Consider the following 21,227-nt stretch of genomic DNA (forward strand, 5'->3'; position numbering starts at 1 on the left):
GCTAGATCCGAGGGATCGGGTCGTCAACACTCTGTTGAACAGTTGGTGGTGCGTGTCGCGGCGCGCACCCGTTCGCGGCGACGTGCGGACCGGATCGGCTCCGGGTCAGCCCGATTTCGAACTGTCCTGGCGGTTGAGGTAGTTGTAGACGGTGAAGCGGCTGACACCGAGCGCGGTGGCGACCGTTTCCACGCCGTGGCGGACGGTGAACGCGCCGTGCTCCTCCAACTGGGCGACCACGCGCTGCTTCTCCGCACGGTCCAGTTCGGCCAGCGGCCGGCCGTCGAACCGGCGGGTCATCTCGGCCAGCAGGCGGTCCAGTGCGTTGCTGAGGTGCGGAAGCCGGACGGCCAGCGCCCGCTCGCCCTCCCACTCCAGGACGATGTCCTCGGGCTTCGCCTCGCCCAGCGGGACGGGCGTCGCGCCGACCGCGTCCAGCAGCGGCTTGAGTGCTGCGGCGAGCGGGTGTTGCGGCTGCTCGGTCACGGCTTGCCGCCGGAGGCCGCGTCGTCGTCGGGCCGGCGGCCGTCGGGCCGGCCGAGGACGCTGACCTGGAGCGAGATCCGGGTCGCGCCGGCGTCCAGGCTCTCCCGGAGCAGCGCGGTCACGGCGGCCAGGACCTGCTCGGCCCCGCCCTCGGCGCCGGTGCCGAACGGGCCGACCGAGACGGCCAGTCCGGCCTCGTCGACCGCCCGGCGGGCCGCCACGGCGTGTGGCGGGAACGTGTCCAGTTGGAACGGTTCTGTTGTGAACTCCACCATCAATCGCACCCGCTCACTCTAGCGATCACGGGCCGGGGCGGTGCTTCGCTTCACGGGGGCTCGGGCGTTGGGCGGCCCGGAGGACATGCGGTGACAGCTGACAGAATCTGTTATCTGCAATCTGTTATCTGAAATCTGTCAGCCGTCAGCCGTCAGCCGCCCCAAGGCGTCGACCGGGGCTGCCGGGGCTCATGCTTGGTGAACCATCGCCGGACCGGTTCGGAAGTGAGGCCCACACCATGCCCGCCACCCCCCATCAGGGCCATGTGGTCCTCGCTCCCGACAAGTTCAAGGGAACCCTGGAGGGCGCCGAGGCGGCCGCCCGGATCGCCGCCGGCATCCGTCGCGCGGTGCCCGGCACCGAGGTGCGCGAACTGCCCGTCGCCGATGGCGGCGAGGGCACCCTGGCCGCCGCTCTCGCGGCCGGCTTCGCCCGGGTCCCCGTCGAGGTGGCCGGCCCGACCGGCCTGCCGGTGGACGCCGCGCTCGCCGTCCGTGGTACCACCGCCGTCGTCGAACTCGCCCAGGCCGCGGGCCTGGCCCGGCTCCCCGGCGGCCGGACCGCCCCGCTGACGGCCGGCTCCTACGGGGTCGGCCAGCTGATCGCCCGGGTCGTCGGTGATGGGGCCCGGCGGGTCGTGCTCGGGCTCGGCGGCAGCGCGAGCACCGACGGCGGGGCCGGTCTGCTCCAGGCGCTGGGCGTCTCCCTGCTGGACGCCGACGGCGCCGAACTTCCCTCCGGCGGCGCCGCGTTGCGCCGGTTGGCGCGAATCGACCCCGGCCCGCTGGCCCGCACCCTGGCGGGCGTCGAGGTCGTCGTGGCCTGCGACGTCGACAATCCGCTGCTCGGCCCGCGCGGCGCCGCGGCCGTCTACGGACCACAGAAGGGCGCGAGCCGCGAGGACCTGGTGGTGCTGGAGGACGGCCTGACCCGGTTCGCCGAGGTGGTCGGCACCACGGTCGGCCGGGACGTCCGCGACGCCCCCGGTGCCGGCGCCGCGGGCGGGGTCGGATTCGCCGCGCTGGCCCTGCTCGGCGCCACCGTGCGACCCGGCATCGAGTTCCTGCTCGACCTGCTCGGTTTCGACGAGGCGGTGCGCGGGGCGCGCCTCGTCGTCACCGGCGAGGGCTGCCTGGACGCGCAGACGCTCCACGGCAAGGCCCCCGCCGGAGTCGCGGCGGCAGCGGCCAGGGCAGGGGTGCCGGTGGCCGCCGTGGCGGGGCGGGTGGAGCTGTCCGAGCGCGAGTGGCGGGCGGCCGGCTTCGTCGCCGTCTACGCGCTGAGCGAGATGGGTGACGGCCCCGCCGACAGCCTGACCAGGGCCGGGGAGCTGGCCGAGGTCGCGGGGGAGCGACTGGCGGCGGCCCTGCTGCTGCGCGCCTAGCTCGGCGTTCGACATCCGGGCCCGCCGACCTGGGCCGTCGGGCCGAATGGGAGGATCTGGCCGACCGTTCTGGCACGAGGGGACACCACAGTGGACGACCGACCGCATCACGACCACTCCGCATGGGAGGAGGTCGTGCTAGCGGCTCGCGAACGCGCCCGCACTCGGCAGGCCGTCATGATCGAACGCTTCGGACTGTCGGGTGACGTGCGGTACGAGTGGTCGATGGATGACGCGCGGATCACGTGGTCGCGCGCCGGCAAGGTCTTCCTCGCCGGCAGGCTCACGGTGATCGGCAGCGTCAGCATCCCCCGGCAGTCGTGGCTGTGGTCGTGGGCGAATGAGTCGCTTCCGCCGGCGGCCCTGGGGGAGATCGAGCGGGTTCGGCGGTTCGGGGAGGAGAACGGTCACCCCGTCCTGCCGTGGCCCGGCTTCGACTACCACCCCGAACTCGTCGCCGAGGCCCGGATGGTCGCGGCATCCGTACTCGACGCGGAAGGGCTGTGGGCGGATTCCACCGACGACGTGCAACTCCACTTCCTGGTCCATGACTTGGATCCCGTCGCCGGATGACGGCACTGAAGTCGCGGAACCGCCGCCCGGTCCATTGACGGTCTGCCGAAGGCGGGCCTAGGCTCCGGGCCGTCCTTCGATCCACCCGCCCTCGTCCAGGCTTCGGAGGTCCCCGTGCCCCTGGGTGAAACCGTGGTGATCCGCTCCCGTCGGGTGGTCCTACCGGACGGCGAACGCCCCGCGGACGTGCTGGTCCGCGACGGGAGGATCGCGCGGATCGCCGCACACGGCTCCGTCCCGGCCGATGGCGCCCCGACGGCCGACCTGGGCGGGACCGCCCTGCTGCCCGGTCTGGTCGACACCCACGTGCACGTCAACGAGCCCGGTCGCACCGAGTGGGAGGGCTTCGCCACCGCCACCCGGGCCGCCGCGGCCGGCGGCGTCACCACGCTCGTCGACATGCCGCTCAACGCGGTTCCCCCCACCACCACGACCGCCGGCCTGGCGGCCAAGCGGAAGGCCGCCGAGGGTCGGGCCTGGGTGGACCTCGGATTCTGGGGCGGGGCCGTCCCCGGCAATCTGGCCGATCTCGAACCCCTGCACCGCGCGGGCGTGTTCGGCTTCAAGTCCTTCCTCGCGCCGAGCGGTGTCGAGGAGTTCCCGCACCTGGACGCGGCCGGACTGGAGGCCGTGCTCGCCGAGCAGGCCCGGCTCGGCGCGCTGGCGGTCGTCCACGCCGAGGACCCGGCCGTGCTGGCCGCGGCACCGTTACAACCCGGTGTCCGCTACCGGGACTTCCTCGCCTCCCGCCCCGCCGCCGCGGAGACCGCCGCCGTCGCCCGGCTGCTGGCGGCGGCCCGCCGTACCGACGCCCGGGTGCACGTCCTGCACGTCTCCTCGGCGGCGGTGCTGCCACTGTTGCGCCGGGCCCGCGCGGAGGGCGTCGAGGTTTCCGCCGAGACCTGCCCGCACTATCTGACCCTGGCCGCCGAAGCGGTCCCGGACGGCGGCACCGCGTTCAAGTGCTGCCCGCCGATCCGCGACGAGGCCAACCGCGAGGCGCTCTGGGCGGCTCTGGCGGCGGGGGAGCTCGCCGCGGTGGTGTCCGACCACTCGCCGTCCACGCCCGGCCTCAAGTTACTTCCCGCGCACGGCGGCAGCGGGGACTTCGCGGCGGCCTGGGGCGGCATCGCCTCGCTCCAACTGGGCCTGCGGGCCGTCTGGACCGAGGCCCGACGGCGCGGCCACACCCTCGCCGACGTGGTCCGCTGGATGTCCGCAGGACCGGCCCGGCTGGCCGGCCTCGACGGGCGGAAGGGCGCCATAGCGGTCGGGCACGACGCCGATCTGGTCGCCTTCGACCCGGACGGCGAGTTCGCGGTCCGTGCCGCCGAGTTGCACCACCGCCACCCGGTGACCCCGTACGCGGGCCGCACGTTCGCCGGTGCCGTGCGCACCACCTGGCTGCGCGGCCGCGTGGTGGACGTCGCCGGCGAGCCCTTCGGCGTCCAGCTCCAACGCCCCGGTTCCGCCTCGGCCCCGTGCGGGTGACCGCGACCGTGGCCGGGGCGAGTCGGCTCAGGTGCTGTCGGCGACGATCGTCCGCACCGGCTGGGGTGGCGGTCATGGGCCACCTGCGGTCGGCTTCTGCGGCGGGCGCCTGGAGGTTGCCTGGTCCGGCAGGCGCTTGACGGCCTTCCCGTACAACACCGGGCTGTCGGTCAGCTTCCGGCCCGGCGGCCCGGCGGTCGACGGGCGATAGGGCGTCGGCGCGATCTGGGACACGGTGACGCTCTACGAGTGGCCGGGCGGCGCTCCGGCGGGTCGGGCTTCGGCTTCCGCGACCTCGCGGGTTCGGTCGCCCGGACCGGTACGGGCAGCAACGACCCGGTGGTGCCGCGCTGCTGATCACCCGTGACCGCAAGGGGGTACGAGGGGGCGCGGTGGGGCATATGCCAGTCAAGTGTTCCACCGGGCCTGCCCGAATATCCCGCGAGGAGGCGATGGCGGCGTCCGCCGGTCGATAGGCTGGACCCTACCCGCCGGTCACGCCGCGGGGGGACATCGGAAGGGGACGACATGTCGACACCAGCCCCGGGCCGTCACGCCGTACCGGAGCAGGGCGTGCCCGGTTCGTTCGCCTCCCTGCAGCACGCCCTCAGACTGTTGGAGGCGGTCGACCGGCACCCCGGCGGTGCCACCCTGGTCACCCTGGCGAGGGAGACGTCCCTGGGGCTGCCGACGGTTCGCCGGCTCGCGGAGATCCTGGAGATCGAGGGCTACCTGGCCTGCCAGGACGGCGGTTGGGTGCTCGGCGGGACGTTCGCCCTTCTCGGCCAGCACAACCGGGAGCAGTTGGTCCGCGCCCGGCTGGACAGCAAACTCGCCGAGCTGCGGGACGAGTTGGGTGCCGCAGTGTACTTCAGTCGGTACCACGAGGGGGAGTTGTCGGTCGAGGCGGTCTCGGCGTCGGACGGCGCACCGGCGGTGCAGGAGTGGGTGGACTTCCGTGCCACCGCGCACGCGAGCGCGATCGGCAAGTGCCTGCTCAGCCAGCTCGACCACGACGCGCGCCGCGACCACCTGTCCCGCCATCCGGTGGCCCGGCTCACCTCGCGGACGGTCACCGACGCCGACCAGCTGATGCACCGGCTGGAGCGCCAGCCGGCCACCGTGCCGGTGCTGGACATTCAGGAGTACGCCCTCGGCACGGTCTGCGCGGCCGTGCCGGTGACCGCCGGCAGCACGGTCGGCTGCCTCGCCACCTCGATGCCGGTGGACAACGTGCACCGGCTGAAGGCGGCGGCCGAACTGCTCGCCGCCCGCGCCGCGCCGCTGATGCTCGCGATGGCGGTCTGACCGGACCGCGTGCCCAGGGACCCCGCTCCGGCGGGGTCCTCGTGTTTCCGGGGGTCGGTTCGCCGGGCGGCCGGGTGAGGTTCCGTGTTGGGCGGAACTTATTAGACTCGATGTCGATAAGGCGCGCCGAAACCCTTGTGGCGATGGCTACCCGCGAGTACGTTGTGCCGGGTCGAGCCGCCACCCGCAGGTCAGGAGGGCCCTCCCATGCCCAGCCCCACCCCCGTCCCGGCCCTCGCCGCACCCGCCGCCCGGGTGCACGAGGGCCTCGTCCTGGAACCGCGCGACGTCCGCTTCGACTGGGCCGGTCTGCCGTTGCACTGGATCCCCGACGAGCCGATGGCCACCCACGTCATCAACGTCCTGCACCTGCTCCTGCCCGAGGGTGAGCGCTGGTTCGTCAAGGTCTTCAAGGAAGCCCTGCCGATGGTCCGCGACGAGCAACTGCGGGACGAGGTCCTGGGGTTCATCGGCCAGGAGGCCATCCATGCCGAGGCGCACCAGGAGGTCCTCGACCACCTGCTCGGCCAGGGCCTCGACCCGCGCCCCTATGTGCGCCAGATCGCCTGGCTGTTCCAGCGGGTGCTCGGCGACAAGCCCGGCCTGTCCGCCGCGCGGCAGCGCGAGAACCTCATCGAGCGGGTCGCCTTTGTCGCGGCGATCGAGCACTTCACCGCCTTCCTCGGCAACTGGGCGCTCAACTCGCCGGGCCTGGACCGCGCCAAGGCCGACCCGACCATGCTCGACCTGCTGCGCTGGCACGGCGCCGAGGAGGTCGAGCACCGCAGCGTGGCCTTCGACCTGATGGTCCACCTCGACCCGGGCTACGCGCGCCGGATCCGCGGCATGCTCGTCTCCGGGCCGCTGCTGGTCCACCTCTGGGTGCGCGGTGCCCGCTTCCTGCTCGCCGCCGACCCCACCCTCGACGGCCGGCTCAAGCCCACCTGGCGAGAGGCCGGCCGGATCGCCAGGCGCGGCCTGCTGCCCGACCCGGTCCGGTCGCTCCGCTCCGGCCTGCGCTACCTGCGCCCCGGCTACCACCCCACCCAGGAGGGCTCCTCCAGCCAGGCCCTCGGCTACCTCGCGACCTCCCCGGCCGCCCGAGCCGCCGCCGGCCGCTGAGCGCCGGAGCCGACGGTCGAGCTCCGACGGAGAACGGCTGACGACTGACGGATAACAGCTGACAGCTGACAGATAACAGCTGACGTTATCTGTCAGCTGAAATCTGTCAGCTGTCAGTCGTCAGCCGTCAACTGTCAGGCCCCCAAGCCCCAGCCCCCACCCCCAGCCCCCAGGACCCGAGCCCGTACCACCCGAGCCCCCAAGGACCCCGCCGGATGGACCTGCGCACCCCGCCCCCCGACCTCTACGGCCGTCCCCGGGCCGACACCTTCTTCCGCTTCCTCACCGCGTTCGGCGACCGCTACAGCCCCGCCCTCGGCGGCCCGCTCCTGCGCCGCAACCCCCGACGCCCCCTCGGCCGCCCGGCCCCGGCGCTCCACCTGGTCGTCACCGCCCGCCGGGCCGTCGCCGCCGACGCCGTCGAGCTGACCCTCGCCGATTCCTCCGGCGGCCTCCTCCCGGCCTGGCAGCCCGGCGCCCACCTGGGCCTCACGCTCCCCTCCGGCCGCCAGCGCCACTACTCGCTCTGCGGCGACCCCGCCGACCGCTCCGCCTACCGGATCGCCGTGCGCCGCCTGCCCGACGGTGGCGGCGGCTCCGTCGAGATCCACGACAGCGTGCACCCCGGCACCCGGCTGACCGTCCGCCGCCCGCGCAACGGCTTCGCCTTCTGCGCCGAGCCGGCCGTGCTGCTGCTGGCCGGCGGCATCGGCGTCACCCCGCTGCTCCCGATGGCCCGCGAGGCCCAGCGGCACGGCCTGGACTGGCAGTTGGTCCACGCCGGCCGCAGTGCCGACACCCTCCCGTTCGCCGCCGAGCTGCGCGCCCTCGACCCCCGCCGGGTCCACCTGCGCACCGACGAGGAACACGGCGCCCCGCCCACCGGCGCGGAACTGCTCGCCCACGCGCCGCGCGGCGCCGCCGTCTACTGCTGCGGCCCGGCCCCGATGCTCGCCGCCGTGCAGCAGGCCCTCGACGCCTCGCCCGCAGCCTCCCTGCACTTCGAACGCTTCGGTGCCGCCCCGGTCATCGGCGGCGAGCCGTTCACCGTCCGCCTCGGCACCGACGGCCCCGAGCTTGCCGTCCCCGCCGACCGTTCCGCCCTGGACGTGCTCCGCGAGGTCCGCCCCGGCCTCGCCTACTCCTGCAAGCAGGGCTTCTGCGGCACCTGCGAGGTCCGCCTGCTGGCCGGCACCCCCGACCACCGCGACCGCCGCCTCACCCCCGACCAGCGCGCCGCCGGCGCCCTGCTGCCCTGCGTCTCCCGCGCAGCCGGGGGCGAGACCCTCGTGCTCGACGTCTAGAAGGGAACCCCGCCGTGCCGCGCACCCCCGCCACCCCCGCCACCCCCGCCTTCCCGTTCACCGAGCGCGACCTCGCCCGCTTCCGCGAGACCCAGCAGCTCGCCTACGACTGCGCCGAGCAGGTCGCCGCCTGGATCGAACCCGGCGTCACCGAACGCCAGGCCACCGCCGAACTGCGCCGCCGTCTGGTCGTCGCCGGGGTCCAGGACTTCTTCCACGTCCCGTTCGCCTGGTTCGGCGACCGGACGGCGTTCCGCCACTTCCACACCCCCTTGCAGTTCTTCGCCGGCAACCGCCGCCTCCAGGAAGGCATGCCGTACGTGCTGGACTGCGCGCCCGTCGTCGACGGCTACACCGCCGACATCGGCTACGGCGGCAAGGTCGGCGAGAACCGCGTCTGGGACCGCCTCGCCGCCGACCTCCGGGTCTACCGCGAGCTGATCCTCGCCGAGGTCCGCGCCCGCAGGCCGCTCGCCGAGGTGTACGCGGCCGTCGACGCGCAGATCGAGGCGCACGGCTACGACAACCGCCACCGCGTCTACCCGGGCCGGGTGATCGGCCACCAGGTCACCCGGACCACGGCCCGCGGCCCGGCCGGGGTGAACGTCCTCGGCTTCGGCGTGCGCACCCTCCAGACGCTCGGCCGCGAACTCGTCAGCGAGCGCCTGCACGGCCGTTCGCCGCTCTGGGCGGACGGCCGCTCCTCCCGGCACGCGCCCACCCCGGGCCTGTGGGCGGTGGAGCCGCACATCGGTTTCCGCGAGGTCGGCATCAAGTTCGAGGAGCTGCTGGTGGTGACGGAGGACGACGCCTACTGGCTCGACGACGACCTCCCGCACGTCCGCCGCTGGAATACTGCCCCCACCGCGACCGGGACCGGACCGACCGGGACCACCGGCCCGACCGGCACCGGAACGGTCGCGACCGACCCGGCCGGGACCGGCCCGACCGGCACCGACCCGACCGAGCCCACCGCCGCCCCCGAGGGAGCCGTCCGATGAGCACGCCCACCCGCCGCCGCACGGTCCACTCCGGAGGCCTGCCGCTCGCCGTCCACGAGCAGGGCGACCCGGCCGCGCCCACCGTCCTGCTGGTCCACGGCTACCCCGACACCCACGCAGTCTGGGACGACGTCGCCGCCGACCTCGCCCGCGACCACCACGTGGTCCGCTACGACGTGCGCGGCGCCGGCGCCTCCGGCGTCCCCGCCGACCGGGCCGGCTACCGCCTCGAACAGCTGGCCGCCGACCTGTTCGCCGTCGCCGACGCCGTCAGCCCCGACCGCCCGGTGCACCTCGTCGCCCACGACTGGGGCTCGCTGCAGTCCTGGGAGGCCGTCACCGCCCCCGGCGCCGAACGCCGCCTCGCCTCCTACACCACCATGTCCGGCCCCTGCCTGGACCACACGGGCTTCTGGCTGCGCGAGCGCCTGCGCCGCCCCACCCCGCGCCACCTGAGGCAACTGCTCGCCCAGGGCGCCCACTCCTGGTACATCACCGCCTTCCACCTGCCCTTCCTCGCCCCCGGCGTCTGGCGGCTCGGCCTCGCCCGCGCCTGGCCGCGGGTGCTGCGCGACCTGGAGGGCGTCACCCCGCGCCCCGGTCACCCGCAGCCCACCCTGCGGCGCGACGCGGTGCGCGGCATCGAGCTCTACCGGGCCAACATGCGCCCCACCCTGCGCAACCCGCGCGAACGCCCCACCGAGGTGCCGGTCCAGCTGATCACCCTCACCGAGGACCACTACGTCGGCGGTTGTCTCTTCGAGGGCCTGGAGCGCTGGGTGCCCAGGCTCACCCGCCGCACCCTGCGCGCCACCCACTGGTCCGCGCTGCTGGAGAAGGGAGGCACCGTGGCCGCCATGGTCCGCGAGCACGTCACCCGCACCGAGGCCGGTGACACGGCCGCGTCCACCGCGTCCACCGCCGAGGACGGCCGGCTGGTCGTCATCACCGGAGGCGGCAGTGGCATCGGCCGGGCCACCGCGCTCGCCTTCGCCGAGGAGGGAGCCCGCGTGGTGGTCTGCGACCTCGACCTCGACGCGGCCCGCCGCACCGCCGAACTCGCCGACCTGCTCGGCCCGACCGCGCACGCCTACCGCGTCGACGTCAGCGACGGCGCCGCCGTCGACGCCTTCGCCCAGCAGGTGGCCGCCGAGCACGGCGTGCCCGACGTGGTCGTCAACAACGCGGGCATCGGTCACTCCGGCACCTTCCTGGAGACCACCGAGAAGGAGTGGCAGCGGGTCCTGGACGTCAACCTCTGGGGCGTCATCCACGGCTGCCGCGCCTTCGGCACCCTGATGGCCGAACGCGACGAGGGCGGCCACATCGTCAACCTCGCCTCGGCCGCCGCCTACCTGCCGTCCAAGGCGCTCACCGCCTACGCGACCAGCAAGGCCGCCGTCTTCATGCTCTCCGACTGCCTGCGCGCCGAACTCGCCGGCCACGGCATCGGCGTCTCCACCATCTGCCCCGGCATCGTCAACACCAACATCACCCGCACCTCCACCTTCTCCGCCACCACCGCCGACGAACAGGCCGCCAAGCAGGCCCGCGCCGCCCGCCTCTACGCCCGCCGGGGCTTCCCGCCCGAGAAGGTCGCCGCCGCCGTCCTCGCCGCCGTCCGCTCCGGCAAGGCCGTCGTCCCCGTCACCCCCGAGGCCAAGGCCGCCCGCTTCCTCAGCCGCCTCGCCCCGGGCCTGCTGCGCCTCGCCGCCCGCCTCAACGTCACCTGAGTGGAGGTGACGAGACCCGGGGCGCGGCGTGACACCGCGTACCCGGGGGCGGTGAAGGGCGACTCACAGGTCGAAGGGCAGGATCCGGAAGGCCTTGTGCTCGGTCGTCAGGGGGCGGAGGGCGCGGAAGTCCCGTTGATCGAGCGTCAGGATCGCATCCGTCCGGAATTGCGCGGCCAGGGCGACGTTGACGGCGTCCGTCAGGTCGAGGCGCAGGCCGAGATGCCGGGCCCGAACGGCCTGCGCCGCTTCCAGAATCTCGGCGGTGATCTCGGGCATCACCGCTCGTCCGGACCGAACCCGTCGCAGGACGTCGTTCACCGAGCCGAGTGCGGCGCCGACTCCCAGGATCCGCCGGGCGAGATGATCGAGTTCGCTCAGCAGCACGGGGGAATCGACCAGGAGGCCCGAGCGGTCCAGGACCTCGCGTGCGGCGGGGCCGGTCGGGTGGCTTTCGTCGAGGGCGGCGAGCAGGCCCGACGTGTCCGCCACCACGACGATCACGCAGAGCCCCGCTCTTGCCCGGGCGGGACGGGGGCCTGCTTCGTCCGCTCGTAGGCTGCCGCCTTGTCCGCCCAGACGTCGTCCTCGGTGGCCTCACCGATCGGCTGGTGGGTCCGGCTGAAGAACGGTTCGTCCCAGGTGCGCCTGGACATCGCCGCGAGGTGGATCCCCTCCCGGATGATCTCGGCCTCCGCTATCCCCTCCCGGGCCGCCGCCTCCTTGATCACGGCGAGATCCTCGGCTTCGACGTAGACGGTCGTGCGCTTGAGAGCCATATGCCTATGGTGCCGCTGCCATACGTCCCGGGGCTTCGGTGGATCGTGGATCACTCCAGGAATCCCGACAGGAGGTGTCGGGATTCCGGGGGAGCATCGGTGGTGACGGGTGGAGACACCACCGGCCGCGAGGAAGGGCGAGGGATGACGGAGCAGCCGCTGAAGGGCAAGGTCGCGTTGGTGGCGGGGGCCACCCGGGGAGCCGGGCGGGGGATCGCGGTGGCGCTGGGGGCCGCCGGGGCGACGGTGTACGGGACGGGGCGCAGCGCAGGCGGGCACCGGGGCGAGTACGGGCGCGCGGAGACCCTGGAGGAGACGGCCGAGCTGGTCACGGCGGCCGGCGGGCACGGCATCGCGGTGCGCGCCGACCACCTGGTGCCCGCCGACGTCGCGGCGGTGGCCGCGCGGATCGAGGCAGAGCAGGGCGGGCTGGACGTCCTGGTGAACGACATCTGGGGCGGCGAGCACCTGTTCGGGTGGGAGGAGCCGGTCTGGGAGCACGACCTGGACAAGGGACTGCGGCTGCTGCGGCTGGCCGTCGAGACGCACGCGGTCACCAGCCACCACCTGCTGCCGCTGCTGCTGCGCCGCCCCGGCGGGCTGGTGGTGGAGATGACCGACGGCACCGCCGAGTACAACGCGACCCGCTACCGGAACTCCTTCTTCTACGACGTCGCCAAGGCGGCCGTGTTGCGGATGGCCTTCGCGCTGGGGCATGAGCTGGGCCCGCGCGGGGCGACGGCGGTGGCGCTGACACCGGGGTGGATGCGTTCGGAGATGATGCTGGAGCACTTCGGCGTCACCGAGGCGACCTGGCGCGAGGCGACGGCGGCCGAGCCGCAGTTCGGCATCTCGGAGTCCCCGGCGTACGTCGGGCGCGCGGTGGTGGCGCTGGCCGCCGACCCGGAGGTGGCACGGTTCAACGGCGGCTCGTTCTCCAGCGGCGGGCTGGCACTGGAGTACGGCTTCACCGATCTGGACGGCAGCCGGCCGGACTCCTGGCGCTACCTGGTGGACGTGGAGGCGGCGGACGGTCCCGTCGACCCGGCCGGCTACCGCTGAGGCGGGCCGTAGCGGGCGGCGGCGCGGGCCGCGGCCTCTGCCAGCCGCCGCCGCAGCTCCGGCGGTTCGAGGACCTCGGCCTCCGGCCCGAGCCGCAGCAGCTCCTCGTAGCCGACGTCCAGCGACTCCACGGGGAGGCGGACCGTCACCCAGCCGTGCGCGTCGGGTGGTCCGACGGTGGCCAGCGCCTCCTGGACGGCGACCGGTTCGAGCAGGTGCGGCAGCCGGTCGAGGCCGTGCGGGCTGAGCCGGACGGTCACCCGCTCCCGCAGCAGTGAGCGGGCGAACTCGGCGGCCTTGGCGTCCCAGAACGCGGCGAGGTCGAACGCCTCGTCGCGCCGGAACGGCCGGTCGGCCAGCGCTTCGGCGGCGGCCAGCCGGTCGACCCGGTAGACCCGGTGGGCGGCGGCCTCGTCGTCGTCGGGCCGGGCGACCAGGTACCAGGTGCCCGCCTTCAGCACCAGCCCGTACGGCCGCAGCACCCGCAGCCGCTCGACCGTGATCGCCTCCACAGCCGGGCCGGGCCCGGATCCGACCCCGGAACGCCGCGGGTAGCCCACCCGCAGCAGCCGCCCGCCCCACACCGCCCGCGCGACCTCGGCCAGCAGCGACGGAACGGGCGCGTCGCGGAACCACCCGGGCGCGTCCAGGTGGAACCGCCGGGCCCCGGCGGCCGGTGCCTCGCCGAGTTCGCCGGCCACCTTGAGCCGGGCGGCCAGCGCCGGATCGGCGAGGCCCATGTCCCCGAGCGGCCCGGGCAGTCCGGCCAGCAGCAGCACCTCCGCCTCGGCGCGGTCGAGGCCGGTCAGCCGGGTGCGGTAGCCGTCGAGCAGCCGGTAGCCGCCGGCCCGCCCGCGGTCGGCGTACACCGGGACGCCGGCCTCGGCCAGGGCCAGCACGTCGCGCTGCACGGTGCGCTCGGAGACCTCCAGTTCGGCGGCGAGTTCGGCGCCGGTCATGCTGCGGCGCGCCTGGAGCAGCAGGAGCAGCGAGATCGCCCGGGCGGTGCGCATCGGCGGGCCGTCCTCCCGTTCGGGGCCGGGGCGCGCGCCCGGCCGGTTCAGCACCGATCATGGATGGCCGGGGGGTGTGCGGGCCCACGCGCCCAGCACCGGACCCGAGGAGACCCGATGGCCACCGGCACCGTGCAGTCCTACCACGCGAACCACGGGTACGGTCTGATCACCCCCGACGACGACGGCCCGCCGCTGTACGTGTACTTCGACTCGATCCTGACGGCCGGCGGCGGTGACGGTGACCGGGTGCTGACCGAGGGCCAGCGGGTGGAGTACGACCCGACCGAGCAGGAGGGTCGCCGGGTCGCCGAGCGGGTCCGCCGGTCGGCCTGATCGACCCCCGTTTCTGGGAATCCGCAGGTCAAAAACCGGTGCGGCCGACGATCCGTTCCCCCGTACGATGAGGGTCCATGGAAATGACGACTGCTCTCTGGTCCTTCGCTCTCGTCGTGGGGCTGCTGACGCTCACCCCGGGGCTGGACACCGCCCTGATCCTGCGGACGTCGGCCCTGGGCCACCGGCGGCAGGCCTGGGGCGTGGTGCTGGGCATCCAGACCGGCACGCTGCTCTGGGGGACGCTCACCTCCGCCGGGGTGACGGCGCTGCTCACCGCCTCCCGGGTCGGCTACGAGGTGCTGCGCTGGGCGGGCGCCGCGTACCTGGTGTGGATGGGGATCGGGATGATCCGCGCCCGGGCCAAGGACGGTGACGGGGACGCGGACGGGGACGCGCAGGCGCAGGGGGAGGCCGAGGAGAAGGCCCCGGCGGGCGGACTGGCGTCCGGCTGGCGGCGCGGCCTGCTCACCAATCTGCTGAACCCCAAGGTGGGCGTCTTCTACGTGGCCGTGCTGCCGCAGTTCATTCCGGCGGGGGTCCCGCACTTCGCCGCCGGGGTGGCGCTGACCTGCGTGCACGTGGTGGAGGGACTGCTCTGGTCGCTGGTGCTGGTGGGCTTCGCCCGGGTGCTGCGCGGCTGGCTGCGCCGTCCGGCGGCGCGCCGGGCGATGGACCGGGTGACCGGTGTGGTGGTGGTCGGGTTCGGCGTGAAGCTCGCGGTCTCCGACTGACGCGACGGGACGCGACGGGACGCGACGGGACGGGCTCCTGCAACGGAACGGGAGCCCGCGGCGCTCAGCGGCCCAGTCGCCGCAGGCCCTCGGTCAACTGCTCCGGGTCCATGCAGATGTGCATGTCGACATGGGCGTTGAACTCCAGCCAGAAGGGCTCGCAGACCGCCACCACGGCGGCCTCGTCGGGCACGTCCACGACGATGATCTGACAGCGCCGGCCGTGGCGGGGGAAGGCGTAGGCGGCCTCGGGCTTGAGGTCGGACATGATCCGGCCGAACTTCTCCGCGACGGCGCCGTCGGCGACGGCCCGGTTGGCGGTCTGGGTGTCGAGTTCGATCTCCAGCAGCACGCGCATGGCGGTGCCCCTTCCCGGGCTCGGGTGAGTCCTCGTTTCCAGCCTCCCGCCGCCGCGCGGGGCCCGCAATTCACCCGTTCGGCGGTACCGGGTTGGCCGACGCGGCGGCGGGCGGGCTGCACTGGGAGGCACCGAGCGGCGACGGACCGTCGGGCCGCCGGCAGGAACAGGAGCCGCCCCATGGCGATCATCGCGGTGCTCGACCTCCCCGGGGTGACCCTGGAGCAGTACGAGGAGGCGGTGGACCGGCTGACCGGCGGCGCCGGTCTGAACCGGCCCGAGGACTGGCCGGTGCGCGGCCTGCTGCTGCACGCGGCCGGTCCGACGGAGGACGGCGAGGGCTGGCACGTCACCGACGTCTGGGAGTCGCGGGAGGCGTACGAGCACTTCGCGGCGGTGCTGATGCCGATCCTTCGCGAGGTCGGTGTGCCGACGGCCGCGCCGCTGATCTGCGAGGCCTACAACATCGTGAGCTGACGCCGCACCGCTCAGGCGGCGTGCGGCTCACCGGGGCCCTCCGCCCGGCCCTCCGCCCGACTCTCCACCCGGCCCTCAGCCCGGTCCTCCGCCGGACCGCCCACCACCACCCGCCGGTCGTGGTGGATCGGCCCGTCCCCGGCGCTGAGCGGCAGGCAGCCGCCGCCCCGCCGGTGCGCGACGATCTCGGCGGCGACCGAGACGGCCGTCTCCTCGGGGGTACGGGCGCCGAGGTCGAGGCCGATGGGGGAGTGCAGCCGGGCGAGTTCGGCGTCGGTCAGCCCGGCCTCGCGCAGTTTCGCCTCCCGCTCGCGGTGGGTGCGGCGCGAGCCCATCGCCCCGACGAAGCCGAGCGGCAGCCGCAGCGCGCGCTCCAGCAGCGGGAGGTCGAACTTGGCGTCGTGGGTGAGCACGCAGAGCACCGTGCGGCCGTCCAGCCGGTCCAGCTGGGAGTCCAGGTAGCGGTGCGGCCAGTCGACGACGACCCGGTCGGCCTCGGGGAAGCGACGTTCGGTGGCGAAGACGGGCCGGGCGTCGCAGACGGTGACGTGGTAGCCGAGGAACCGGCCGATCCGCACCACCGCCGCGGCGAAGTCGATCGCGCCGAACACCAGCATCCGCGGCGCGGGCACGTACGACTCGACGAACAGGGTGACGGTGCCCGGCCCGCGCTCGTCGCAGGGGCGCCCGTCGAGGCCGAGGACGAGCCGTCCGGTGCGACCGGCGTCGAGCAGGGCGCGCGCCTCGGTGACGGCGGCCCGCTCCAGCGTCGTCGACACCGCGGGGGCGGGCGCGAGGGCGCCGTGGTGGCCGTCGGCGGTGACGGCGAGGGTGGCGCCGAGCAGTCCGGCCGGCCCGGCGACGACCCGGGCGAGTGCCACGGGGGTGCCGGCGGCGATGAGCGCGATGCCGGTGTCCAGCGCCGGGTCCGCGCCGGGCACGACCGGCTGGACGAAGACGTCCAGGGCGCCGCCGCAGGTCAGGCCGACGGCGAAGGCGTCCTCGTCGCTGTAGCCGAACCGTTCCAGCACCGGTTCGCCGGAGGCGAGGGCGGCCCGGCACAGCTCGTAGACGGCCCCCTCGACGCAGCCGCCGGAGACGCTGCCGACGGCCTCGCCGTGCGTGTCGACGGCGAGCGCGGCGCCCGGGTCGCGCGGGGCGCTGCCGGTGATCCCGACGACGGTGGCCACGGCGAAGGAGCGGCCGGCCGCGTGCCAGGCCAGCAACTGCTCGGCGATGTCCTGCATGACGGGAGCTCCTTCGCGCTGTCGAGGGTGGGCGGACCGGGCCACCGGGGGCACCGCCGCCGTACGGGAGAACGATCCCGTACGGCGGCGGGCACCCGGGCGGCCAGGTCGCACCGTCCCGGCACCGGCCGGCCCGGCGCCCACGGCCTCCCCGCGCCTGCGCCGGCCTCCCCGGAGCCCGCAGCCTCCCCGGAGACCGCAGCCTCTCCGGTGCCCGCAGCCTCTCCGGTGCCCGCAGCCTCTCCGGTGGCCGCAGCCTCTCCGGTGCCCGCAGCCTCTCCGCGCCTGCGCCGTCCCGGCCCTACGCCGTCCCGGGCCGTTCGGTGGTCAGGTGCTCGGGCCGCACCGGGATCCGGTTCAGCGCCAGCCCGGTGGCCGCGCGGACGGCCGCCACGATCGACGGCGTGGCCGAGACGGTCGGCGCTTCGCCCACCCCGCGCAGCCCGTACGGGGCGTGCGGGTCGGGCAGTTCGAGGATCTCGACCGGGATCGGCGGGGTGTCCAGGATGGTCGGGACGAGGTAGTCGGTGAAGGAGGCGTTGCGCACCTTCCCGTCCCGCACGACGATCTCCTCCATCACCGCGAGCCCGAGCGCCTGGGTGCAGGCGCCCTGGATCTGGCCGACCACCGCGAGCGGGTTGACCGCCCGCCCGACGTCCTGGACGGCGCTCAGTTCGACCACCTTGACCAGCCCCAGTTCGACGTCCACGTCGACCACCGCGCGGTTGGCGCAGAAGGAGTACTGGACGTGGCCGAAGCCCTGCCCGGTCTGCGGGTCGAACGGGGCGGTGGGGCGGTGGCGGTGCTCGCGGGTCAGGTCGATCGCCTCGTCGCCGAGCAGGTCGGCGATGGCGGCCAGCGGCCCGGCCGACGCGGAGACGACCTTGCCGTCGGCGAGCGTGAGGTCGTCCCCGGTCCAGCCGTAGCGGCGCCGGCCCCGCTCGATCAGCTCCCGACGCACGGCCTCGGCGGCCAGCTTGACCGCGCCGCCGGTCATGTAGGTCTGCCGGGAGGCGGAGGTGGAGCCGGCCGAGCCGATCCGGGTGTCGGCGGGCTGGATGGTCACCTGCTCGACGCCCAGCTCGGTGCGGGCGATCTGCGCGTGCACGGTGACACCGCCCTGGCCGACCTCGGCCATCGCGGTGTGCACCAGGGCGACCGGCTCGCCGCCGATCACCTCCAGCCGCACCCGCGCGGTGGAGTAGTCGTCGAAGCCCTCGGAGAAGCCGACGTTCTTGATGCCGACCGAGTAGCCGACGCCTCGCACGACGCCCTCGCCGTGCGAGGTGTTGGACAGCCCGCCGGGCAGTTGCCGCAGGTCGGGGTCGCGCGTCTCCAGCGGCCGGGGCAGCGGCATCTCCTTGACCCGCCGCAGCAGTTCGGCGACCGGCGCGGGTGCGTCGATCTCCTGGCCGGTGGGCATCCGGTCGCCCTGCCGCACGGCGTTGAGCTGCCGGAACTCGACCGGGTCCATGCCCAGTTCGGCGGCCAGCCGGTCCATCTGGCTCTCGTAGCCGAACGCCGCCTGCACCGCGCCGAAGCCGCGCATCGCCCCGCAGGACGGGTTGTTGCTGTACAGCGCGAGCGCGTGCATCCGCACGTTCGGGATCACGTACGGGCCGTTGCCCAGCGAGGCCGCGTTGCCGACCACGGCGGGCGAGGTGGAGGCGTACGCGCCGCCGTCCAGCACGATCCGGGCGTCGGAGTAGACCAGCCTGCCGTCCCGGGTGGCGCCGTGCTCGTAGGTCATCCGCGCGGGGTGGCGGTGGACGTGGCCGAGGAACGACTCGTCCCGGGAGTAGACGATCTTGACCGGTCGGCCGGTGCGCAGCGCCAGCAGGCACGCGTGGATCTGCATCGAGAGGTCCTCGCGGCCGCCGAACGCCCCGCCGACGCCGGCCAGGGTGAGCCGGACCTTCTCCTCGGGCAGCCCGAGCACCGGCGCCATCTGCCGGCGGTCCGCGTGCAGCCACTGGGTGGCGACGTAGAGGTCGACGCCGCCGTCCTCGGCCGGCACCGCCAGCCCGGACTCCGGGCCGAGGAAGGCCTGGTCCTGCATGCCGACCTCGTAGCTGCCGCGGACCACCACGTCGGCCAGCGCCCGCACCTCGTCGGTGACGCCCAGGCCGTGGACCAGCCGCTGCTCGTGGCAGATGTTGCCGTGGGCGTGCGAGCGGTACTCGTGCGGCTCGTGCACATAGCCGTACGTCCGCGGGTCGAGGCACTGCTCCTCGGTGACGATCGGGGTGAGCACCTCGTAGTCGACCCTGATGTTCCGGGCCGCGCGCCGGGCGGTCTCCGGGTGGTCGGCGGCGACCAGTGCGACGGGCTCGCCGTGGTAGCGGATCCGGTCGATCGCCAGGGCCGGCTGGTCGGGGACGTCCAGCCCGTAGTACTTCTCGCCGGGGATGTCCTCGTGGGTGAGCACCGCGAACACGCCGGGCACGGCGAGCGCCCCGGAGACGTCGACGGAGCGGACGTTCGCCCGGGCGTGCGGCGAGCGCAGCGTCGTGCCCCAGAGCATCGACTCGTGCCACAGGTCGGAGGAGTACGCGAACTCGCCGCGCACCTTCAGCGTGCCGTCCGGGCGCAGCGGTGAGCCGCCGACACCGTGCGGGCTGCTCTGCCGGATGTCCTGGAGGTTCTTCTCGCCCTGCACGGTCCGCGCGCTCATCCGGTCACCGTCCCGTCTGCCGCATCGGCCGCGTCCGCCCCGTCCGCCCCGGCCCCTCGGCCCGCGCGGGTGCGGGCGGCGGCCAGCCGCACCGCGTCCATGATCTTCTCGTAGCCGGTGCACCGGCACAGGTTGCCCGACAGCGCCTCGCGGATGTCCGCGTCGCAGGGCCGCGGGTCCCGGGCCAGCAGCGCGTCGGTCTGCACCAGCAGGCCGGGTGTGCAGAAGCCGCACTGGACGGCGCCGGCGTCCAGGAACGCCTGCTGGACGACGCCCAGCCCGCCGTCCGGCGTGCCGAGGCCCTCGACGGTGCGCACCTCGCGGTCCTGGGCCTGGCCGGCCGCGACCAGGCAGGCGCAGACCGGCAGGCCGTCCAGGTAGACCGTGCAGGAGCCGCACTCGCCCTGCTCGCAGGCGTTCTTCGAGCCGGGCAGGCCGAGCCGCTCGCGCAGCACGTGGAGCAGGCTCTCGCCCTCCCACACGTCGTCGGCCTCGACCGGCCTGCCGTTGGCGGTGAACGTGACCCTCATGCCCATGCCGCGCTCCCGATCTGTTCGCGGTAGTCGTTCCAGGCCCAGGTGAGCGTGCGCCGCGCCATCACGGCGAGCGCGTGGCGCCGGTAGTCGGCGCTGCCCCGGACGTCGTCGATCGGGGCGGCGGCGGCGCCCACCAGCTCGCCGAACCGCCGCAGCTCCTCGGCGCCCGGCGGCTCGCCGCTGTCCCACCGGCCGCGCTCGGCGAGCACCTCCCGCAGGTACTCCTCGGCCTCGACGGCGCGCCGCGGGGTGGGGGCGGCCGAGCCGAGGCCGGTGCCGACGGTGCGGGTGCGCGGGTGCAGCGCGAGGCCGAACGCGCAGACCGCGATCACCATCGCGTTGCGGGTGCCGACCTTGGAGAACTGCTGCGGGCCGTCGGCGACCGGGATCCGCACGGCGCGGATCAGCTCGTCGGGCTCCAGGGCGTTGCGCTTCACCCCGAGGTAGAAGTCGTCGATCGGGATCAGCCGGGTGCCGCGCACCGAGGCCGCCTCGACGAGCACGTCCCGTCCGGCCGCCAGCAGCGGCGGGTGCGCGTCGCCGGCCGGCGAGGCGGCGCCCAGGTTGCCGCCGACGCTGCCCCGGTTGCGGATCTGCGGGGAGCCGACGGTGCGGGCGGCCAGCGCCAGGCCGGGCAGCGGCCCGGACAGCTCGCCGATGATCCGGCTGTACGGGACGGCGGCGCCGAGCCGGACCACCGCGCCGTCCCGTGACCACTCGGCGAGCTCGGCGACGCGGTTCAGGTCGAGGACCGCGGGCGGCCGGCGCAGGCCGAAGTTCAGCTCGACCATGACGTCGGTGCCGCCGGCGACGGGCAGCGCGGCCGGGTGCTCGGCCTTCGCCGCGAGCGCCCCGGCCCAGTCGGAGGGGCGAAGGAACTCCATCCGGATGCCTCCTCACGTCGTCCCGTCCAGGCCCGTCCAGGCCCGTCCCATCCCGTCCCGGCCCGTCCCGTCCCGGCTCGTCCCGTCCAGGCCCGTCCAGGCCCGGCCGGGATCCGGTCGCGGGGCGTCTCCGGCACTTCGCGGCACTGTCCGGCCAGTGAACCCGGTGACCTCCGCCGGGGGCAGTCACCGATGGCATGAATCCCCGGCGGCCGCGCCGTCCGGCATCCTGTACGTTCCTCCAAGGGGCCCGTGCGCGGGACGGCGCCGCGGCCGGGCCGCTCCCGGTCCCACCTACGACCGTGATCCGCCCGTGATTCCCCGGCCACGGCCCGCGACCCGGGCACCCCGCGGACGTCACGCCGAGCACGGATGTTCGGGCAGACTGTGACCGCGGACCGAGCGCTCGGACCACCCCCCACTCCACCCCCTTGCCCTAAGGAGCCCGC

At 74.6% G+C, this 21,227-nt stretch carries 22 protein-coding genes; 12 read left to right on the forward strand and 10 right to left on the reverse strand.

Annotated features, from left to right (window positions below; genetic code table 11):
• Positions 1 to 105: 105 nt before the first annotated feature.
• Together ACFVVU_RS14475 and ACFVVU_RS14480 are read right to left on the reverse strand one after the other, a co-directional pair.
• Positions 106 to 486 carry a helix-turn-helix domain-containing protein gene (locus ACFVVU_RS14475; protein ID WP_380679140.1) on the reverse strand — a complete coding sequence of 127 codons (381 nt, stop codon included), beginning with the start codon at positions 484 to 486 and terminating at the stop codon, positions 106 to 108.
• A complete protein-coding gene (locus ACFVVU_RS14480) occupies positions 483 to 761 on the reverse strand; it encodes a thiamine-binding protein (RefSeq protein WP_380679227.1) in 279 nt (92 codons plus the stop codon). The genes ACFVVU_RS14475 and ACFVVU_RS14480 overlap by 4 nt, the downstream gene beginning before the upstream one ends.
• Positions 762 to 1,000: 239 nt before the next feature.
• Between ACFVVU_RS14480 and ACFVVU_RS14485 the strand changes: the two genes are divergently transcribed.
• From ACFVVU_RS14485 to ACFVVU_RS14520, 8 genes are all read left to right on the forward strand, one after another.
• Positions 1,001 to 2,146, forward strand: coding sequence for a glycerate kinase (locus tag ACFVVU_RS14485; RefSeq protein WP_387790037.1), 1,146 nt, complete (start codon positions 1,001 to 1,003; stop codon positions 2,144 to 2,146).
• A 135-nt stretch (positions 2,147 to 2,281) separates the two neighbouring features.
• A complete protein-coding gene (locus ACFVVU_RS14490; RefSeq protein WP_380715058.1) occupies positions 2,282 to 2,719 on the forward strand; it encodes a DUF6882 domain-containing protein in 438 nt (145 codons plus the stop codon).
• A gap of 120 nt (positions 2,720 to 2,839) precedes the next feature.
• Positions 2,840 to 4,210, forward strand: a complete 1,371-nt coding sequence (gene allB / locus ACFVVU_RS14495) for an allantoinase AllB (protein WP_387790110.1) — start codon at positions 2,840 to 2,842, stop codon at positions 4,208 to 4,210.
• 528 nt (positions 4,211 to 4,738) lie between these two features.
• Positions 4,739 to 5,518, forward strand: coding sequence for an IclR family transcriptional regulator (locus tag ACFVVU_RS14500; RefSeq protein ID WP_380679152.1), 780 nt, complete (start codon positions 4,739 to 4,741; stop codon positions 5,516 to 5,518).
• A 207-nt stretch (positions 5,519 to 5,725) separates the two neighbouring features.
• Positions 5,726 to 6,640, forward strand: coding sequence for a metal-dependent hydrolase (locus ACFVVU_RS14505; RefSeq protein WP_380679155.1), 915 nt, complete (start codon positions 5,726 to 5,728; stop codon positions 6,638 to 6,640).
• A 215-nt stretch (positions 6,641 to 6,855) separates the two neighbouring features.
• Positions 6,856 to 7,944 (forward strand): PDR/VanB family oxidoreductase, encoded by a 1,089-nt coding sequence (locus ACFVVU_RS14510; RefSeq protein ID WP_387790039.1) that lies wholly within the window; start codon positions 6,856 to 6,858, stop codon positions 7,942 to 7,944.
• A 14-nt stretch (positions 7,945 to 7,958) separates the two neighbouring features.
• Positions 7,959 to 8,945: a M24 family metallopeptidase gene (locus tag ACFVVU_RS14515; protein WP_387790040.1), complete on the forward strand. Its 987-nt coding sequence runs from the start codon at positions 7,959 to 7,961 to the stop codon at positions 8,943 to 8,945.
• Positions 8,942 to 10,678, forward strand: a complete 1,737-nt coding sequence (locus ACFVVU_RS14520) for an SDR family oxidoreductase (protein ID WP_387790042.1) — start codon at positions 8,942 to 8,944, stop codon at positions 10,676 to 10,678. Before ACFVVU_RS14515 ends, ACFVVU_RS14520 begins: the two co-directional genes overlap by 4 nt.
• A gap of 63 nt (positions 10,679 to 10,741) precedes the next feature.
• Here the strand turns inward: ACFVVU_RS14520 and ACFVVU_RS14525 are convergent, their stop codons facing one another.
• Together ACFVVU_RS14525 and ACFVVU_RS14530 are read right to left on the reverse strand one after the other, a co-directional pair.
• Positions 10,742 to 11,182: a VapC toxin family PIN domain ribonuclease gene (locus ACFVVU_RS14525; RefSeq protein ID WP_387790044.1), complete on the reverse strand. Its 441-nt coding sequence runs from the start codon at positions 11,180 to 11,182 to the stop codon at positions 10,742 to 10,744.
• Positions 11,179 to 11,457, reverse strand: a complete 279-nt coding sequence (locus ACFVVU_RS14530) for a CopG family transcriptional regulator (RefSeq protein ID WP_387790046.1) — start codon at positions 11,455 to 11,457, stop codon at positions 11,179 to 11,181. The genes ACFVVU_RS14525 and ACFVVU_RS14530 overlap by 4 nt, the downstream gene beginning before the upstream one ends.
• A 144-nt stretch (positions 11,458 to 11,601) precedes the next feature.
• Here ACFVVU_RS14530 and ACFVVU_RS14535 point away from each other — a divergent pair, with 144 nt between their 5' ends.
• A complete protein-coding gene (locus tag ACFVVU_RS14535) occupies positions 11,602 to 12,519 on the forward strand; it encodes an SDR family oxidoreductase (RefSeq protein WP_387790047.1) in 918 nt (305 codons plus the stop codon).
• Here ACFVVU_RS14535 and ACFVVU_RS14540 read toward each other — a convergent pair.
• Positions 12,510 to 13,532 carry a helix-turn-helix transcriptional regulator gene (locus ACFVVU_RS14540; RefSeq protein WP_387790112.1) on the reverse strand — a complete coding sequence of 341 codons (1,023 nt, stop codon included), beginning with the start codon at positions 13,530 to 13,532 and terminating at the stop codon, positions 12,510 to 12,512. The genes ACFVVU_RS14535 and ACFVVU_RS14540 overlap by 10 nt on opposite strands.
• A 117-nt stretch (positions 13,533 to 13,649) precedes the next feature.
• Here ACFVVU_RS14540 and ACFVVU_RS14545 point away from each other — a divergent pair, with 117 nt between their 5' ends.
• Positions 13,650 to 13,868: a cold-shock protein gene (locus ACFVVU_RS14545; RefSeq protein ID WP_380679176.1), complete on the forward strand. Its 219-nt coding sequence runs from the start codon at positions 13,650 to 13,652 to the stop codon at positions 13,866 to 13,868.
• 77 nt (positions 13,869 to 13,945) lie between these two features.
• Positions 13,946 to 14,602 carry a LysE family translocator gene (locus ACFVVU_RS14550; protein WP_387790049.1) on the forward strand — a complete coding sequence of 219 codons (657 nt, stop codon included), beginning with the start codon at positions 13,946 to 13,948 and terminating at the stop codon, positions 14,600 to 14,602.
• Between the two features lie 64 nt (positions 14,603 to 14,666).
• Here ACFVVU_RS14550 and ACFVVU_RS14555 read toward each other — a convergent pair whose 3' ends face one another.
• Complete coding sequence (locus ACFVVU_RS14555; protein WP_380679182.1) at positions 14,667 to 14,960, reverse strand: hypothetical protein; 294 nt, start codon at positions 14,958 to 14,960, stop codon at positions 14,667 to 14,669.
• A 180-nt stretch (positions 14,961 to 15,140) separates the two neighbouring features.
• Between ACFVVU_RS14555 and ACFVVU_RS14560 the strand changes: the two genes are divergently transcribed.
• Positions 15,141 to 15,437, forward strand: a complete 297-nt coding sequence (locus ACFVVU_RS14560) for a hypothetical protein (protein ID WP_387790051.1) — start codon at positions 15,141 to 15,143, stop codon at positions 15,435 to 15,437.
• 11 nt (positions 15,438 to 15,448) lie between these two features.
• Here ACFVVU_RS14560 and ACFVVU_RS14565 read toward each other — a convergent pair whose 3' ends face one another.
• The 4 genes from ACFVVU_RS14565 to ACFVVU_RS14580 all read right to left on the reverse strand — a co-directional run bounded on the left by ACFVVU_RS14565 (position 15,449) and on the right by ACFVVU_RS14580 (position 20,778).
• Positions 15,449 to 16,684, reverse strand: coding sequence for an XdhC family protein (locus ACFVVU_RS14565; RefSeq protein ID WP_387790052.1), 1,236 nt, complete (start codon positions 16,682 to 16,684; stop codon positions 15,449 to 15,451).
• Positions 16,685 to 16,985: 301 nt separating this feature from the next.
• Positions 16,986 to 19,358 carry a xanthine dehydrogenase subunit D gene (pucD, locus tag ACFVVU_RS14570; protein ID WP_380679191.1) on the reverse strand — a complete coding sequence of 791 codons (2,373 nt, stop codon included), beginning with the start codon at positions 19,356 to 19,358 and terminating at the stop codon, positions 16,986 to 16,988.
• Entirely contained in the window at positions 19,355 to 19,888 is a 534-nt protein-coding gene (locus tag ACFVVU_RS14575; protein ID WP_387790113.1) for a (2Fe-2S)-binding protein, read from the reverse strand. The genes pucD and ACFVVU_RS14575 overlap by 4 nt, the downstream gene beginning before the upstream one ends.
• Positions 19,885 to 20,778: an FAD binding domain-containing protein gene (locus ACFVVU_RS14580; RefSeq protein WP_387790054.1), complete on the reverse strand. Its 894-nt coding sequence runs from the start codon at positions 20,776 to 20,778 to the stop codon at positions 19,885 to 19,887. The genes ACFVVU_RS14575 and ACFVVU_RS14580 overlap by 4 nt, the downstream gene beginning before the upstream one ends.
• Positions 20,779 to 21,227 lie beyond the last annotated feature (449 nt).

It is taken from the genome of Kitasatospora sp. NPDC057965 (assembly GCF_042887135.1).
GTDB lineage: Bacteria > Actinomycetota > Actinomycetes > Streptomycetales > Streptomycetaceae > Kitasatospora.

Excerpts from the sequence above, each read along its gene's own strand:
- ACFVVU_RS14480 (WP_380679227.1), bottom strand. The coding sequence starts at position 761 with ATGGTGGAGTTCACAACAGAACCGTTCCAACTGGACACGTTCCCGCCA.
- ACFVVU_RS14485 (WP_387790037.1), top strand. The coding sequence starts at position 1,001 with ATGCCCGCCACCCCCCATCAGGGCCATGTGGTCCTCGCTCCCGACAAG.
- ACFVVU_RS14500 (WP_380679152.1), top strand. The coding sequence starts at position 4,739 with ATGTCGACACCAGCCCCGGGCCGTCACGCCGTACCGGAGCAGGGCGTG.
- ACFVVU_RS14505 (WP_380679155.1), top strand. The coding sequence starts at position 5,726 with ATGCCCAGCCCCACCCCCGTCCCGGCCCTCGCCGCACCCGCCGCCCGG.
- ACFVVU_RS14510 (WP_387790039.1), top strand. The coding sequence starts at position 6,856 with ATGGACCTGCGCACCCCGCCCCCCGACCTCTACGGCCGTCCCCGGGCC.
- ACFVVU_RS14520 (WP_387790042.1), top strand. The coding sequence starts at position 8,942 with ATGAGCACGCCCACCCGCCGCCGCACGGTCCACTCCGGAGGCCTGCCG.
- ACFVVU_RS14530 (WP_387790046.1), bottom strand. The coding sequence starts at position 11,457 with ATGGCTCTCAAGCGCACGACCGTCTACGTCGAAGCCGAGGATCTCGCC.
- ACFVVU_RS14535 (WP_387790047.1), top strand. The coding sequence starts at position 11,602 with ATGACGGAGCAGCCGCTGAAGGGCAAGGTCGCGTTGGTGGCGGGGGCC.
- ACFVVU_RS14540 (WP_387790112.1), bottom strand. The coding sequence starts at position 13,532 with ATGCGCACCGCCCGGGCGATCTCGCTGCTCCTGCTGCTCCAGGCGCGC.
- ACFVVU_RS14545 (WP_380679176.1), top strand. The coding sequence starts at position 13,650 with ATGGCCACCGGCACCGTGCAGTCCTACCACGCGAACCACGGGTACGGT.
- ACFVVU_RS14550 (WP_387790049.1), top strand. The coding sequence starts at position 13,946 with ATGGAAATGACGACTGCTCTCTGGTCCTTCGCTCTCGTCGTGGGGCTG.
- ACFVVU_RS14555 (WP_380679182.1), bottom strand. The coding sequence starts at position 14,960 with ATGCGCGTGCTGCTGGAGATCGAACTCGACACCCAGACCGCCAACCGG.
- ACFVVU_RS14560 (WP_387790051.1), top strand. The coding sequence starts at position 15,141 with ATGGCGATCATCGCGGTGCTCGACCTCCCCGGGGTGACCCTGGAGCAG.
- ACFVVU_RS14565 (WP_387790052.1), bottom strand. The coding sequence starts at position 16,684 with ATGCAGGACATCGCCGAGCAGTTGCTGGCCTGGCACGCGGCCGGCCGC.
- pucD (WP_380679191.1), bottom strand. The coding sequence starts at position 19,358 with ATGAGCGCGCGGACCGTGCAGGGCGAGAAGAACCTCCAGGACATCCGG.
- ACFVVU_RS14575 (WP_387790113.1), bottom strand. The coding sequence starts at position 19,888 with ATGAGGGTCACGTTCACCGCCAACGGCAGGCCGGTCGAGGCCGACGAC.
- ACFVVU_RS14580 (WP_387790054.1), bottom strand. The coding sequence starts at position 20,778 with ATGGAGTTCCTTCGCCCCTCCGACTGGGCCGGGGCGCTCGCGGCGAAG.